Consider the following 13867-nt stretch of genomic DNA (forward strand, 5'->3'; position numbering starts at 1 on the left):
GGTTTACTCCGGCAGCAGGCTTTCGCCGGCGAACAACTCGGCCACGGTTTCGCGACGACGCACTTCGAAGGCCTGGTCACCATCGACCAGCACTTCGGCACAACGACCACGGGTGTTGTAGTTCGAGCTCATGACAAAACCATAGGCGCCCGCCGAGTGCACCGCCAGCAAGTCGCCTTCGGCCAGGTTCAGTTCGCGCTCTTTGGCGAGGAAGTCGCCGGTCTCGCAGATCGGCCCGACGATGTCGTAGGTACGGCCTTCACCGGCACGCGGTTGCACCGCGGTGACGTTCATCCAGGCCTGGTACAGGGCCGGGCGGATCAGGTCGTTCATCGCCGCATCGACGATGGCGAAATCCTTGTGCTCGGTGTGCTTGAGGTACTCGACCTGGGTCAGCAGTACGCCGGCGTTGGCGACGATGTAGCGGCCCGGCTCGAACACCAGGGCCAGGTCGCGATCACCGACGCGCTCGCGGATGGCCTTGATGTAGTCGCTGGCCAGTGGCGGCTCTTCGTCGCGATAGCGCACGCCGACGCCGCCACCCAGGTCCAGGTGGCGCAGGAGGATGCCGCAGTCGCCGAGACGGTCGATCAACGCCAGCAGGCGGTCGAGGGCATCGAGGAAGGGTTCCAGGGTGGTCAGCTGCGAGCCGATATGGCAATCGACGCCGACCACTTCCAGGTTCGGTAGCTGCGCGGCGCGGATGTACACCTCTTCGGCATCGGCGATGGCGATCCCGAACTTGTTTTCTTTGAGGCCCGTGGAGATGTACGGGTGGGTGCCGGCATCGACGTCCGGGTTGACCCGCAGCGAAACCGGCGCACGCACGCCCATTTCGGCAGCCACTGCCTGCAGGCGCTCGAGCTCGTCGGTGGATTCGACGTTGAAGCAGTGCACGCCGACTTCCAGGGCGCGGCGCATGTCTTCGCGGGTCTTGCCGACGCCCGAGAACACCACGCGATCGGCACGCCCGCCAGCAGCCAGGACCCGCTCCAGCTCACCGCCGGAAACGATATCGAAACCTGCGCCCAGGCGGGCCAGCAGGTTCAGCACGCCGAGGTTGGAGTTGGCCTTGACGGCGAAGCACACCAGGTGCGAAACACCCTCCAGGGCATCGGCGTAGCTACGGTACTGGGCCTCGATGTGGGCGCGCGAGTAGACGTAGGTGGGCGTGCCGAAACGTTTGGCGATGGCCGACAGGGCCACGCCTTCCGCGAACAGTTCACCGTCGCGGTAGTTGAAAGCGTCCATGGGTTACCCTTACTGGTGCTTGTGCGATTGCGACTTTTGACCGTCTTTGCTTTCGTCTGGCAGGTACAGCGGGCCCTTCTGGCCGCAGGCGGAAACGAGGCAGGCAACCGCGACGAGCGCCGCGAGGGTGGAGATCAGGCGCTTCATGGCGTAATCCTTTGTAATAAGCAGTATTGCGCCCGAGTATACCGAGCGCCCGGCCCCTTGCCTATGCAGGCAGCCCGCCGTCGGGCGGGGTGGTGGCTGCGCCGGCGGGCGCAGGTCGGTATCCTTTGCATTCGGCGCGCCGCGCTCGTATCTTGCCCGGCTTGCGTGTGTGCAGACATTTTTGAGGTTCTTGCAATGAGTTTGACCGAAGCGCGTTTTCACGACCTGGTCGACGCGACCCAACAGGCCCTGGAAGACCTGTTCGACGAGACTGACCTGGATCTGGACATGGAGAACTCGGCAGGGGTCCTGACCATCAAGTTCGACAACGGCAGCCAGCTGATCTTCAGCCGTCAGGAGCCGCTGCGCCAACTGTGGCTGGCCGACAGGTCCGGTGGTTTCCACTTCGACTACGACGAGCAGAACGGCAAGTGGACCTGCGAAAAGAGCGGAGAGCTGCTGGGCGAAATGCTCGAGCGCATCGTCTGGGAGCGGATCGGTGAAAAGCTCGATTTCGACGACATCTGATGAGCAGTGCAGCCAAGCCGGCCAAGCCGCTCTACAGCAATGTCAGCCCGGCAGTGCCGTCGCCGTGCATCAGCACCTGCCGGCTGGATGAGCACAAGGTCTGCATCGGCTGCTTCCGCCATGTCGAGGACATTCGCCAGTGGCGTGCGGCCGACGATGAGCAACGCCGGCAGATCTGCCGAGAGGCGCTGGCGCGTCGCCAGCTGGCCGGGTCGGCATAGACCCTCCGGGTATTGTGTATTTACTTGGCTGTGGTAGTGTCGAACCTGTTTCGGCTGTGCCGAATTCCTGCAAACCCCGCCCTTGGGCGGGGTTTTGCTTTATATCGCCCAGAAAAAGGAGTCTGACCGGATCATGAGCACCAAGCCTTCCATTATCGTCACCCGATTGGACGTACAGCGTCTCGAGCGTCTTATCGACAGCCTCGATGAGAAGACGCAGGATTCGCCGGGTGTGCTCGCCTTGCAGGACGAGCTGGACCGCGCCGAAACGGTCGGTCACGAGGAAATTCCGGCCGGTGTCGTGACCATGAACTCCCGGGTTCATTGCCGCGAAGAAGCCAGTGGCAAGGACTACCACCTGACTTTGGTCTATCCGAAAGACGCCAATGCCGACGAAGGCAAGATCTCCATTCTCGCCCCGATCGGCAGCGCGCTGCTGGGCTTGTCGGTGGGCGAGAAGATCGACTGGCCGGCCCCGGGCGGCAAGACCCTCAAGCTCGAGCTGCTGGCAGTCGAGTACCAGCCAGAAGCGGCAGGCGACTTCGACCTCTGAGCCTCAAGCCTGCGCCAGGGCCTCGTTGAGCGCCCGCTCCAGTTCGCCCTTGTAGCGCAGGTACAAGATGCTCGAGCCCAGGCCGTCGGCCAGCAGGCCGGACAGGTCCAGGTCAGTGATGTAACACCGGTAGCGCTCGGCCTCGAGGCGCTGCTCGATGATCTCGCGGGCGACCACGGCATACAGCTGGTCGCCGTGCTCGAGCTGGGAAAACTCCCGTTGATTGCAGTACAGCGTGACTTGCACGTCGTCGCTGGCGCCTGCCTGCAAAATCGCCTGCACCTCGTAGTACGGCCGGTCGATAGTTTTGACCTCGACCTGGCGCGCTTCCACCTGGCGGACCTTGCCGGTACCCGATGGCAACAATTGGTAATAAAGAATATCCAGTGAGCCTTGGGCCTGCAGGTTGTCCAGCGGCAGGCGCGCTTCGCGGCGAAACACGATTGATTGCAAAAAGCGCTGCAGCGGCAGCAACAGGCTGTTTTCATCGTGGAACGGCAGGCGCTGCTGCCACAGCGCATTGTGCTCATCGAGCACATAGACATCCGCCCAGGCGTCCTGCACCCGATAGAACAACTGGATGCACTGCGGCTGCCCCAGGGACAGCAGCTGGGCCAGGTCAAGCTCCTGCAGGGCGTTGGCGTCCAGGTGCAGGGGGCTGTAATCGCTGCGCTCTTCGCCGAGGTAACGCAGCACGGCGTCCTGATCTTCCAGGGTCACCAGGTTCACCGCGCCGCTTTGCAGTTCCAGCACATGGGTGTGTTGCTCAACCTGCAACAGGTAGCGGTGGTTGAGGTTCTGCGCGAGCAGCGCCTGGGTAGTGGCGAACACTTCCTCGACCCGCAGGGCAATGGCCTGGGCACGGTTGTGGCAGAAACAGCGCACCCGTAGCCTCGGCGTGTGGCCGGCACCGAGGCTGTTGAGGTAATCGCGCAGGCAGCGCAGCAGGGCATGTTCGCCGTCGTAGCGGTGTACCTGCACTTCGTTCCAGCTATTGAGCGTGACCTGATCGAGGGTCAGCACCAGGTTTTCGCGCACCCCGGCATAGCTCAGCGAGTCGGTGCGCTCGGTGGTCATCAGGATGTTCAGGTCGCGGTGGTGCTGCAGCGGGTCGATGCCGACGTTGACCAGCAAGAGTATCTCGTCCGCCACGCTCGGTTGCAGCAGGCGCTGCTCGCTGACCACCGGCAGGGGCAGGGCGACGCTCTGTTGCAGGCTGCCGAGCAGGTTGAACAGCTCATACTCGCTGAGGTCGCTGCTGCCCGGGTGCAGGGCCAGGCGCGTGCTGCTGTCGATCACGCCATTGCGGTGGGCCCAGGTCAGCAATTCGAGCAGTTCGCGGCAACGCTTGATCGGGGCAAAGTGCTCCCACTCGTGTACGCCCAGGTTGCCGTTATACAGGCCCCAGTGAGTTTGCCCGGGTTCCTTGCGGTTGGGCGACTGGACCAGGGTCAGGGTGTCTTCGGCGAGGTCCGGGGCGATCCCCGGGTTGATGAACTCGACTTTGCCGGCGCGCCGTTCGAAGGCGGCGTACAGGCGCCGGCCGAGGACGCTGAGGTCACGCTGGTCGATGCGGCTGATAGCGTTCTGGCTGCGGGCGAATTGGCAGAGGAAGCGGTAGCTGTAGTTCAGCTCGGCCACCAGCTCACGGCGCTCGACCGCCACCTGGCGGACTTTCCACTGGCTGCGGCTGTCGAGCAGCGCCAGTTGGCGCTCATCCCAGCCCCATTCCTGGCTGAGGCGCTGCAGCAGGTCACGCTGCCAGCTGGCACTACGCTGGCGGGCCAGGCCGCTGAGTTTCTTGTTCACCTTCAAGTACAGGCTGCGCCGCACCAGCTCCAGCCGCTCACGTTCGCCACGGCCTTGCAGGTACTGCTCGATACGCCGGTAGACCATCATGTACGGGTCGAGCTCGTCGAGATCGAGGCGATTGCTGAACACCGCCTGCTTGAACTGCAGGCTCAGGCACTGTACCTGCGGGTGCTCACTGGCATAGACCTCGGTGAGCAGCAGCTTGAGCACCGACTTGTAGGGCGACTCGATGCCCTTGAACAGCTGCCACAACCCGGCGCCGACGAACTCGCCCGGCGGGATGTGCGCAAGGTTGCCGAGGTCGAGGTTGTCTTCGGCGCGCACGAAGCGCTTGGACAGCAGGGTATCGATGTATTGCCGGTAGCGTGTTTCTTCGTAGACCGGTACCAGCCACCACAAGGGCGTGCGCCCGGCGAGCCAGATGGCGGTACGGTAAAACTCGTCGAGCAGCAGGTAATGCTGGGTGGTGCCGCAGTCATCGGAGCTGAGCTGGCCGTCGCGCTCGCCCTGGACGAAGCTTTGCGGCTCGATCAAAAACAGGTGGGCTTCGGCGCCCTGGCTGGCAGCCCAGATTTCCAGCAGCAGGCATTTCTTGCGCAGCTCTGCCAGTTCGCTTTCGCTGAGGTCGGCGGCGTGACAGACCCAGACGTCCATATCGCTTTGCTCGGCCTGGGCCAGGGTGCCCAGGCTGCCCATCAGGTACAGCCCGTGAATCGGCTGGGGCGGGTTGCCGCGGCGGGCCTTGTACGAGAACGAGCGGGTCAGGCGCTGGGCTTCGGCCAGCAGTGGGGCATCAGGCTCGAAATTGGCGACGCCCGCCGGTGTGTTGCCGGATACATAACCGGGTAGCAGTGGGTGATTGACGTGGAAAAACAGCGGCAGCAGGGTCAGCACCTGCTGTTGCCGGCTCGACAGCCCGTCCATGGCCCGCCCCAGGCGCCCCTGGTTGAGCGTCAGGAAACGTTGGCGCAGCTGGCTGAGCACCTTGCGGTCAATGCCCTGGTCGAGGTCGGGGCGAATTTCGTGGGGGTGGTTCATGGCGAGCTAAACCGGCCGTCTGGGGAGCAATGGCGAGTTTAAGCTATTTTAATTTTGACGCCATTTTATTAGCGTTGGTGTGGATACGACCGCTAGCAAGGCCAGCCCCCACTGTGGGAGCCGGCGTTGCCGGCGATGGACTGCAAGGCAGTCCCGATCAGGCAGGTTCGACGACATTCAGAATGTTCAGCAACACCTGCACGTTCTCGGCAGCATCGTGACCAAGGCTGGTCAGATAACCGCCATCGGGCTGGTCGGTGAGCTTTTTCTCGTACAGGCGACGCGCAGCGGCGATCACCTCCTTGGAGGCAGTGTTATGGACCTTGATGCCTTCCTGGCTGCTATCCAGGTTGAACAAGGCAAGGACTTCCAGCTCGGCAATCAGTTCGGGGGTAAACGACATAGAGACTCCGACTTCCAGACAAGGAGGGCAGCACCGTCGCCGGTGCCTGGTTTTGCAGTGTAGTCAGGGAAATCCTGCTTTGCTTCAGACCTTTTCCGGCGGCAGCTCGGGCAGGGCGCGCAAGGCGGTTTCGTACCATTCGGTGTTGAACGCGCGGTCGTCTTCGAGCATCGCGTCAATCTCGTAGGCCAGCACATGGGCCATCAGGTTGAGAATATCTTCACGCTCGTAGCCCACCAGGGTCAGCTTGTTGAACGTGGCCTTGGCCGCCGGCGGGTTGTCGCTTTCGATCTGGTTCTCGATGGCTTCGATCAGGGTCGACTCGGCGAACTCTTCTTCGTCGTTGTCGATATCGGTTGGTTCGCTCATGGGCGCTTTCCTCTTTAGGGGGGCCCAGTTTGCCACGAGCCGGGCACCGATGCCTTGCTATCGACGAACTCCATGATGCTGGTCAGTGCCCGGCACTTGGGTCTATAACAACCCGGCCAACCCCTTTACGGCCTGGAGGCTGTTTCATGCTCAAGCTTCATGGATTTTCGGTCAGCAACTACTACAACATGGCCAAACTGGCGCTGCTGGAGAAGGGCGTGCCGTTTGAAGAAGTGCTGTTTTTCGGCGGCCACAGCCCCGAAGCGCTGAAGCTCAGCCCGCGCGGCAAGGTGCCGGTGCTGGAGACCGAAGAGGGCTTTATCAGCGAAACCAACCTGATCCTCGACTACATCGAGCGGACTCAGCCGGGCAAGGCGCTATTGCCTGAAGGGTTTTTTGCCCAGGCCAAGGTGCACGAGCTGGCCAAGGAGATCGAGCTGTACATCGAACTGCCTGCCCGCGCCTGCTACCCCGAAGCATTTTTCGGCGCACGGGTCGATGACGCCATCAAGGCCAAGGCCAAGGCCGAATTGCTGGCCGGTATCGCCACCCTCAAGCGTAATGGCAAGTTCAGCCCATTTGTGGCCGGCGACAGCCTGACCCTCGCCGACATGCTGTTCTGCTTTAGCGTCGACCTGGCCTATGCCGTGGGCAAGAAGGTCTTCGCCATCGACGTGCTGGAAGACTTCCCGCAAGCGCGTGAGCTGTTGGAGCGTTTCAAGCACAACCCGAACGTGCAGAAAATTGCCGCCGACAAGGAAGCGCAGATGCCTGCTTTCCTGGAGATGGTGCGCTCAAGCAAGCCTTGAAGGCCAAGTGCTGCCACCCAGTCAGAACTGGCCGGGCAGCAGCACGCGACAGGGCTTAGCGCGCGGCGAGCAGCGCCTTGCCGCGGGCTACGGCAGCGCGTACTTGTGCAGGCGCAGTACCGCCGATGTGGTCACGGGCGTTGACCGAGCCTTCGAGGGTCAGCACGGCGAACACATCCTGCTCGATCTGGTCGCTGAACTGGCGCAGTTCGTCCAGGCTCATTTCGGCCAGGTCTTTGCCGGTATCGACACCGTATTTCACCGCGTGGCCGACGATTTCGTGGCAGTCACGGAACGGCAGGCCGCGGCGCACCAGATAGTCGGCCAGGTCAGTGGCGGTGCTGAAGCCGCGCAGGGCCGCTTCGCGCATGATGGCGTGGCGTGGCTTGATCGCCGGGATCATGTCGGCAAAGGCACGCAGCGAGTCGCGCAGGGTGTCTGCGGCGTCGAACAGCGGCTCTTTGTCTTCCTGGTTGTCCTTGTTGTAAGCCAGGGGTTGGCCTTTCATCAGGGTCAGCAGGCCGGTGAGGGCGCCGAACACACGGCCGGTCTTGCCGCGTACCAGCTCCGGCACGTCCGGGTTTTTCTTCTGCGGCATGATCGAGCTGCCGGTGCAGAAGCGATCAGGCAGGTCGATGAACTGGAACTGGGCGCTGGTCCACAGCACCAGCTCTTCCGAGAAACGCGACAGGTGCATCATCGCCACGCTGGCGGCGGCGCAGAATTCGATGGCGAAGTCACGGTCGGAGACGCCGTCGAGCGAGTTGCCGGCCACGGCTTCGAAGCCCAGCAGCTGGCAGGTCAGTTCGCGGTCGATCGGGTAGGTGGTGCCGGCCAGCGCGGCGCTGCCCAGGGGCATGCGGTTGGTGCGCTTGCGGCAGTCGACCAGGCGCTCGTAGTCGCGGCTGAGCATCTCGAACCAGGCCAGCAGGTGGTGGCCGAAGGTTACCGGCTGGGCGGTCTGCAGGTGGGTGAAGCCGGGCATGACGGTTTCGGCTTCGCGCTCGGCCTGTTCCAGCAGGCCCTGCTGCAAGCGGGTGATTTCGGCCAGGATCAGGTCGATCTCGTCACGCAGCCACAGGCGGATATCGGTTGCGACCTGGTCGTTGCGGCTACGGCCGGTGTGCAGCTTCTTGCCGGTGATGCCGATGCGGTCGGTCAGGCGCGCTTCGATGTTCATGTGCACGTCTTCAAGGTCGACGCGCCAGTCGAAGTTGCCGGCCTCGATTTCGCCCTGGATGGTCTTCAGGCCATCAATGATGGTGTCGCGTTCGGCGTCGGTGAGAACGCCGACCTTCGCCAACATGGTGGCGTGGGCGATCGAACCCATGATGTCGTGGCGATACAGGCGCTGGTCGAAATTGACGGAGGCGGTGAAACGGGCGACGAAGGCGTCGACGGGCTCACTGAAGCGGCCGCCCCAGGACTGATTGGTCTTGTCGGTGCTCATGGATTCACTCGTTGAAGGCGTGAACGGAAAAAGTGGCGTCGATCATAGCAGGATTGGCGGCCCTGCCGGAGTGCGGCGGTCGGGGCAAATGCGGGTTTATGTCGCAGCACAGGCCCGCGACAGCGCGCTTGCAACAGGATATTTATCGATTGAACGGCAGTGTTGCGGCAACCGTCTACAGTTGGACAGAGGCTCGGCATGTTTCCTGCCGAGCCAGTGAATCTTTAGCCATCGTGCGAGTCTGAGCGTGGATCGCCGTGACGGTCGTCACCTCACCTGTCTACGCTATCCTTGTGCGAGACTCACGCAGGAATCCAGCGCAATATGAATGTCCTGATCGTTGATGACGAACCCCAAGCCCGGGAACGCCTGAGCCGACTGCTCGGCGAACTGGAGGGCTATACCGTGCTGGAGCCCAGCGCCACCAATGGCGAAGAGGCTCTGGCCCTGATTGACAGCCTCAAGCCCGAGGTGGTCCTGCTCGACATTCGCATGCCGGGGCTGGATGGCCTGCAGGTCGCTGCCCGGCTGTGCGAGCGTGAAGCACCGCCTGCGGTGGTGTTTTGCACCGGTGACGATGAGTTCACCGTACAGTCGTTCAAGGACAGCACCCTGGGCTATGTGCTCAAGCCGGTGCAACCCGACAGCCTGCGCGAAGCCCTGAGAAAGGCCGAGCGCCCCAACCGGGTGCAACTGGCGGCCCTGACCCGTCCGGCAGCCGAGAGCGGCAGCGGCCCGCGCAGCCACATCAGTGCCCGTACCCGCAAGGGCATCGAACTGATCCCCCTCGATCAGGTGATCTATTTCATTGCCGACCACAAGTACGTGACCCTGCGCCACGAATCCGGTGAAGTGCTGCTCGACGAACCGCTCAAGGCGCTGGAAGACGAGTTCGGCGAGCGATTTGTGCGTATTCACCGCAACGCCCTGGTCGCCCGCAACCGCATCGAACGCCTGCAACGCACGCCACTGGGGCATTTCCAGCTATTTCTCAAGGGCCTCAATGGCGATGCCCTGATTGTCAGCCGCCGACATGTGGCCGGTGTGCGCAAAATGATGCAACAGCTTTAAGGGCGGGGACCATGGAGCAGTCGACGGCCAGGGAAGGTCGCCTCCTACCATGATTTAGATCTGCTAGCGGTCTGGACTGAGCTGTTATCATCGGGAGAATCTATCTCGTACGGATCGTTCCATGTCCACTCGCGAAATCCGCATTGCCACCCGCAAAAGTGCCCTGGCCCTGTGGCAGGCCGAATATGTCAAAGCCCGTCTGGAACAGGCCCATCCCGGTCTGGTAGTGACCTTGGTGCCGATGGTCAGCCGTGGCGACAAGCTGCTCGACTCGCCGCTGTCGAAAATCGGCGGCAAGGGGCTGTTCGTCAAGGAACTGGAAACCGCGCTGCTCGAGAACCAGGCCGACATCGCCGTGCACTCGATGAAAGACGTGCCGATGGACTTCCCCGAAGGCCTGGGCCTGTTCTGTATCTGCGAGCGCGAAGACCCGCGCGATGCCTTTGTTTCCAACACCTTCAACAGCCTTGAGGCGCTGCCGGCCGGCAGCATCGTCGGTACCTCCAGCCTGCGCCGCCAGGCCCAGTTGCTGACCCGCCGCCCTGACCTCGAAATCCGCTTCCTGCGTGGCAACGTCAACACCCGCCTGGCCAAGCTCGACGCCGGTGAGTACGACGCCATTATCCTCGCGGCCGCCGGCCTGATCCGCCTGGGCTTTGAAGACCGCATCACCTCCAGCATCAGCGTCGACGACAGCCTGCCTGCAGGCGGCCAGGGCGCGGTGGGCATCGAGTGCCGCAGCGCCGACAGCGAAATCCATGCGCTGCTGGCCCCGCTGCATCACGCCGACACCGCTGACCGGGTCACTGCCGAGCGGGCGCTGAACAAGCACCTCAATGGTGGCTGCCAGGTGCCGATCGCTTGCTACGCGGTGCTCGAAGGTGAGCAGCTGTGGCTGCGCGGACTGGTTGGCGAGCCGGCTGGCGGCAAGCTGCTCACTGCCCAGGCCCGCGCGCCGCGCCAGGATGCCGAAGCACTGGGCATCAAGGTCGCTGAAGACCTGCTCGGGCAAGGTGCCGAGGACATCCTCAAGGCGGTCTACGGCGAGGCCGGGCATCCGTGAGCTGCTGGCGCCTGCTGCTGACCCGGCCGGCAGAAGAGTGCTCGGTGCTGGCCCAGACGCTTGCCGAACAGGGCGTGTTCAGCAGCAGCCTGCCGTTGCTGGAAATCGAGCCGCTGGCGCTGACGCCAGCGCAGCTTCGCCAGGTACAAGCGCTTGATCAGTACTGCGCGATCATTGTCGTCAGCAAGCCGGCTGCGCGCCTGGCGGTTGAACAGCTGAATGCGCACTGGCAGCAGCCGCCCGAGCAAGCCTGGTTCACCGTCGGCGCAGCCACCGCGCAGATCCTCGACGACCATGGCCTCAACGTCAGTTATCCACCGCAAGGTGACGACAGCGAAGCGCTGCTGCAGCTGCCGGCATTGACCGCAGCGATCAGCCAGGCGCAAGCCCGGGTGCTGATCATTCGCGGCGAAGGCGGGCGCGAGTTGCTCGCCGAACGCTTGGCTGCACGGGGTGCCCGCGTCGATTACCTCGAGTTGTATCGCCGCTATCTGCCGCATTACCCTGAGGCTGTCCTGGCCCGGCGTATTGCCGGGGAACGCCTGAACGGCCTGGTGGTCAGCAGTGGGCAGGGTTTTGAACACTTGCGCCAACTGGCGGGCGAAGACTGGCCACGGCTGGCGCAGTTGCCATTGTTCGTGCCCAGCCCACGGGTGGCGGAACTTGCCCGCGCCAGTGGCGCACAGAATGTAGTGGATTGCCGTGGTGCCAGCGCCACGGCTTTGCTGGCAACATTGCAGGAAACTCCTGCACCAGCCCCCTAAGGCGCTAAGCTGATTGGCGACGTGCCGCAAAGCAAAGGATGGATACGTGAGCGAAACTGTCTTGCCCAACGATGAACTGAAGGCCCCTGAGGCTGCTGCGCAAACCCCCGTGGAACCGGCCAAGCGGTCCGGTAATGGTCTGGCAATCCTGGCCTTGCTGCTGGGCGCGGCGGGTGTTGCAGTTGGCGGGTGGGGCGTATGGCAGGTTCGCCAGCTCCAGGGTGCCGAGCAGGGGCAGGTGCAGAACCTGCAGGCCCTGAGCGAGCAAACCCGGGCCCTGCAGCAGCGTGAGCAGCAACTTTCTGCACAGCTGGCCGTTTTGCCGCCTGCTTCCGAACTGGAAGACCGTCGTCGGCTGGTCGCCCAACTGCAGGGTGATCAGCAGCGTTTGAGCCAGCGCCTGGAGACCATCCTCGGCGCCAGCCGCAAGGACTGGCGCCTGGCCGAAGCCGAGCACCTGCTGCGCCTGGCCAGCCTGCGTCTATCCGCCTTGCAGGACATCGTCAGTGCCCGCGAGCTGGTCAAGGGGGCAGACGAAATCCTCCGTGAACAGAGCGACCCGGGGTCGTTTGCCGCCCGCGAGCAACTGGCCAAGAGCCTGGCCACCCTCAACAGCGTCCAGCAGCCCGATCGCACCGGCCTGTTCCTGAAGCTGGCAGCCCAGCGCGAGCAAGTGCTGCAGCTCAGTGCCCAGTCGCCGGAGTTCAACAGCAATGCCGATGCGCTGGGAGCCCTGACCGCTGATGGTGATGGCGCCAGTCGCTGGTCGCAGTGGTGGGCCGAGCTGTCCAAGTACTTCCAGATCGATTTCAACGCCGACGACAATGTTCGTCCACTGCTGGCCGGGCAATCGCTCAATCAGTTGCGCCTGGCCCTGAGCCTGACGATCGAGCAAGCCCAGTGGGCTGCGCTCAATGGCGAAGCCAAGGTCTATACCCAGGCCCTGGATGACGCCAGGAGCGTGCTGTTGGCCAATTTCAACCCGGACAACCCGCAGAGCCAGGCAATGCTTGCCGCTCTCAACGAGCTGGCCGAGCAGCCGGTTGCGGTGGTGGTGCCGGACCTGGCAGACAGCATCAGTGCCGTTCAGGCCTACCTTGAGCGCCGGCATCTGCCGGTCGAGGAGGCCAAGCCATGAAGCGCGTCTACCTGCTGGCGGTGGTGGCCATTGCAGTGGCTGCTGCGCTCGGGATCGCGATCGCCAAGCACAGCGGCTATGTGCTGATCTCCTACGGCAGCTTTCGCTATCAGTCGGGCCTGTGGGCAGCCCTGGCGGCGCTGGCCGGGATTATCCTGGCGGTGCTGCTGGTGCGCTACCTGGTCGGCCTGGTGCTGACTTCAGGCGGGGTGGTCAACCCCTGGTCGCGGCGCAACCGCAGCCGTCGCACGCAACTGGCCATCGAGCAGGGCCAACTGGACCTCGCCGAGGGTCGCTGGGCCAGCGCTCAACGTCACCTGCATCGCGCTGCCGAAGCCGAGCGTCAACCGCTGCTGTACTACCTCGGCGCCGCGCGTGCCGCCAATGAGCTGGGCCGCACCGAAGACAGTGACAACCTGTTGGAGCGTGCCCTGGAGCGTCAGCCCGAAGCCGAGCTGGCCATTGCCCTGAGCCACGCCCAGTTGCAGATGGACCGCGGCGACAGCGACGCGGCCCTGGTTACCCTGCAGGCCATGCAGGAGCGTCACCCGCACAACGTTCAGGTGTTGCGCCTGTTGCAGCGTCTGTATCGCGAGCGTGGCGACTGGTCAGCACTGATCCGCCTGCTGCCTGAGCTGCGCAAGGACAAAGTGCTGCCGGCGCCGGAGCTGGCTGAACTGGAGCGCCGTGCCTGGGGTGAGAACCTGAGCCTGGCGGCCAGCCGCGAAGGCGATGAACAGACCGCGCGGCAATCCCTTGAGCGCGCCTGGCAGCAGCTTACCGCTGCGCAGCGTCAGGAACCGCCGCTGGTGCTGGCCTATGCCGAGCAGCTACGCCAGCTGGGTGCTGAAAGCGAGGCCGAGCAGGTCTTGCGTACAGCCCTCAAGCGTCAGTACGAAAGCCATCTGGCCCGGCTGTACGGGTTGGTGCGCGGCGGCGACCTGGCTCGCCAGTTGCAAACGGCCGAAGGCTGGCTCAAGGAGCATCCTGACGATCCAAGCCTGCTGCTCACCCTGGGCCGCCTGAGCCTGCAGAACCGCTTGTGGGGCAAGGCGCGGGATTACCTGGAAAGCAGTTTGCGTGTGCAGCGCAATCCCGAGGCCTGTGCCGAACTGGCACGCCTGCTTGCTGGCTTGGGTGATACCGAACGCAGTAACCAATTGTTCCAGGAAGGTCTGGGCATGCTTGATGAGCGTCTGCTGGCATTGCCACTGCCAGAGGTCGTGCGAGCTTGAGTTACCCATGGGCGC

15 protein-coding genes and 1 pseudogene are annotated in these 13867 nt (G+C 63.6%); 10 read left to right on the top strand and 6 right to left on the bottom strand.

Translation table 11 applies throughout. The features are described from left to right. Positions 1-3: 3 nt before the first annotated feature. Together lysA and lptM are read right to left on the bottom strand one after the other, a co-directional pair. A complete protein-coding gene (lysA, locus tag CCOS864_RS01415; protein WP_115084726.1) occupies positions 4-1251 on the bottom strand; it encodes a diaminopimelate decarboxylase in 1248 nt (415 codons plus the stop codon). Between the two features lie 9 nt (positions 1252-1260). Beyond that, entirely contained in the window at positions 1261-1398 is a 138-nt protein-coding gene (gene lptM / locus CCOS864_RS01420) for an LPS translocon maturation chaperone LptM (protein WP_038998077.1), read from the bottom strand. A gap of 195 nt (positions 1399-1593) precedes the next feature. Between lptM and cyaY the strand changes: the two genes are divergently transcribed. The 3 genes from cyaY (at position 1594) to rnk (ending at position 2700) form a co-directional block, all read left to right on the top strand. Continuing rightward, positions 1594-1926, top strand: a complete 333-nt coding sequence (gene cyaY, locus CCOS864_RS01425) for an iron donor protein CyaY (protein WP_115084727.1) — start codon at positions 1594-1596, stop codon at positions 1924-1926. After that, positions 1926-2147: a DUF1289 domain-containing protein gene (locus CCOS864_RS01430; protein WP_010221127.1), complete on the top strand. Its 222-nt coding sequence runs from the start codon at positions 1926-1928 to the stop codon at positions 2145-2147. The genes cyaY and CCOS864_RS01430 overlap by 1 nt, the downstream gene beginning before the upstream one ends. 133 nt (positions 2148-2280) lie before the next feature. After that, positions 2281-2700, top strand: coding sequence for a nucleoside diphosphate kinase regulator (rnk, locus tag CCOS864_RS01435; protein ID WP_115084729.1), 420 nt, complete (start codon positions 2281-2283; stop codon positions 2698-2700). Between the two features lie 3 nt (positions 2701-2703). Here rnk and CCOS864_RS01440 read toward each other — a convergent pair whose 3' ends face one another. From CCOS864_RS01440 to CCOS864_RS01450, 3 genes are all read right to left on the bottom strand, one after another. After that, complete coding sequence (locus tag CCOS864_RS01440; protein ID WP_115084731.1) at positions 2704-5550, bottom strand: class I adenylate cyclase; 2847 nt, start codon at positions 5548-5550, stop codon at positions 2704-2706. A 157-nt stretch (positions 5551-5707) separates the two neighbouring features. Beyond that, complete coding sequence (locus CCOS864_RS01445; protein ID WP_045200993.1) at positions 5708-5953, bottom strand: TIGR02647 family protein; 246 nt, start codon at positions 5951-5953, stop codon at positions 5708-5710. A gap of 84 nt (positions 5954-6037) precedes the next feature. After that, complete coding sequence (locus tag CCOS864_RS01450) at positions 6038-6322, bottom strand: hypothetical protein (protein ID WP_010221131.1); 285 nt, start codon at positions 6320-6322, stop codon at positions 6038-6040. A gap of 146 nt (positions 6323-6468) precedes the next feature. Here CCOS864_RS01450 and CCOS864_RS01455 point away from each other — a divergent pair, with 146 nt between their 5' ends. After that, entirely contained in the window at positions 6469-7131 is a 663-nt protein-coding gene (locus tag CCOS864_RS01455; protein ID WP_115084733.1) for a glutathione S-transferase family protein, read from the top strand. Positions 7132-7186: 55 nt separating this feature from the next. On the opposite strand, the gene argH is transcribed toward CCOS864_RS01455, so the two are convergent. After that, complete coding sequence (gene argH / locus CCOS864_RS01460; protein ID WP_115084735.1) at positions 7187-8581, bottom strand: argininosuccinate lyase; 1395 nt, start codon at positions 8579-8581, stop codon at positions 7187-7189. A gap of 220 nt (positions 8582-8801) precedes the next feature. Here argH and CCOS864_RS01465 point away from each other — a divergent pair. The 6 genes and pseudogenes from CCOS864_RS01465 to CCOS864_RS01490 form a co-directional block, all read left to right on the top strand. Beyond that, a pseudogene (locus CCOS864_RS01465) lies at positions 8802-8909 on the top strand (sensor histidine kinase); the annotation flags it as partial. Beyond that, positions 8906-9652: a LytR/AlgR family response regulator transcription factor gene (locus CCOS864_RS01470; protein WP_115084737.1), complete on the top strand. Its 747-nt coding sequence runs from the start codon at positions 8906-8908 to the stop codon at positions 9650-9652. The pseudogene CCOS864_RS01465 and the gene CCOS864_RS01470, both read left to right, overlap by 4 nt. A 121-nt stretch (positions 9653-9773) precedes the next feature. Then, positions 9774-10715, top strand: coding sequence for a hydroxymethylbilane synthase (gene hemC / locus CCOS864_RS01475; RefSeq protein ID WP_115084738.1), 942 nt, complete (start codon positions 9774-9776; stop codon positions 10713-10715). Next, positions 10712-11479 (top strand): uroporphyrinogen-III synthase, encoded by a 768-nt coding sequence (locus CCOS864_RS01480; RefSeq protein ID WP_115084740.1) that lies wholly within the window; start codon positions 10712-10714, stop codon positions 11477-11479. Before hemC ends, CCOS864_RS01480 begins: the two co-directional genes overlap by 4 nt. Before the next feature lie 46 nt (positions 11480-11525). After that, a complete protein-coding gene (locus tag CCOS864_RS01485; RefSeq protein WP_115084742.1) occupies positions 11526-12617 on the top strand; it encodes a uroporphyrinogen-III C-methyltransferase in 1092 nt (363 codons plus the stop codon). Next, on the top strand, positions 12614-13852 hold the full coding sequence (locus CCOS864_RS01490; protein WP_115084743.1) for a heme biosynthesis protein HemY: 1239 nt from the start codon (positions 12614-12616) through the stop codon (positions 13850-13852). The genes CCOS864_RS01485 and CCOS864_RS01490 overlap by 4 nt, the downstream gene beginning before the upstream one ends. The last annotated feature ends 15 nt before the right edge of the window (positions 13853-13867 follow it).

Origin of the sequence: Pseudomonas wadenswilerensis (assembly GCF_900497695.1) — a bacterium.
Taxonomy (GTDB): Bacteria; Pseudomonadota; Gammaproteobacteria; order Pseudomonadales; family Pseudomonadaceae; genus Aquipseudomonas; species Aquipseudomonas wadenswilerensis.

Bases quoted from the DNA above. Each gene is read 5' to 3' on its own strand.
- CCOS864_RS01450 (WP_010221131.1), bottom strand. From the start codon at position 6,322: ATGAGCGAACCAACCGATATCGACAACGACGAAGAAGAGTTCGCCGAG.
- hemC (WP_115084738.1), top strand. From the start codon at position 9,774: ATGTCCACTCGCGAAATCCGCATTGCCACCCGCAAAAGTGCCCTGGCC.
- CCOS864_RS01455 (WP_115084733.1), top strand. From the start codon at position 6,469: ATGCTCAAGCTTCATGGATTTTCGGTCAGCAACTACTACAACATGGCC.
- lptM (WP_038998077.1), bottom strand. From the start codon at position 1,398: ATGAAGCGCCTGATCTCCACCCTCGCGGCGCTCGTCGCGGTTGCCTGC.
- argH (WP_115084735.1), bottom strand. From the start codon at position 8,581: ATGAGCACCGACAAGACCAATCAGTCCTGGGGCGGCCGCTTCAGTGAG.
- CCOS864_RS01470 (WP_115084737.1), top strand. From the start codon at position 8,906: ATGAATGTCCTGATCGTTGATGACGAACCCCAAGCCCGGGAACGCCTG.
- CCOS864_RS01445 (WP_045200993.1), bottom strand. From the start codon at position 5,953: ATGTCGTTTACCCCCGAACTGATTGCCGAGCTGGAAGTCCTTGCCTTG.
- rnk (WP_115084729.1), top strand. From the start codon at position 2,281: ATGAGCACCAAGCCTTCCATTATCGTCACCCGATTGGACGTACAGCGT.
- cyaY (WP_115084727.1), top strand. From the start codon at position 1,594: ATGAGTTTGACCGAAGCGCGTTTTCACGACCTGGTCGACGCGACCCAA.
- CCOS864_RS01430 (WP_010221127.1), top strand. From the start codon at position 1,926: ATGAGCAGTGCAGCCAAGCCGGCCAAGCCGCTCTACAGCAATGTCAGC.
- CCOS864_RS01490 (WP_115084743.1), top strand. From the start codon at position 12,614: ATGAAGCGCGTCTACCTGCTGGCGGTGGTGGCCATTGCAGTGGCTGCT.
- CCOS864_RS01440 (WP_115084731.1), bottom strand. From the start codon at position 5,550: ATGAACCACCCCCACGAAATTCGCCCCGACCTCGACCAGGGCATTGAC.
- lysA (WP_115084726.1), bottom strand. From the start codon at position 1,251: ATGGACGCTTTCAACTACCGCGACGGTGAACTGTTCGCGGAAGGCGTG.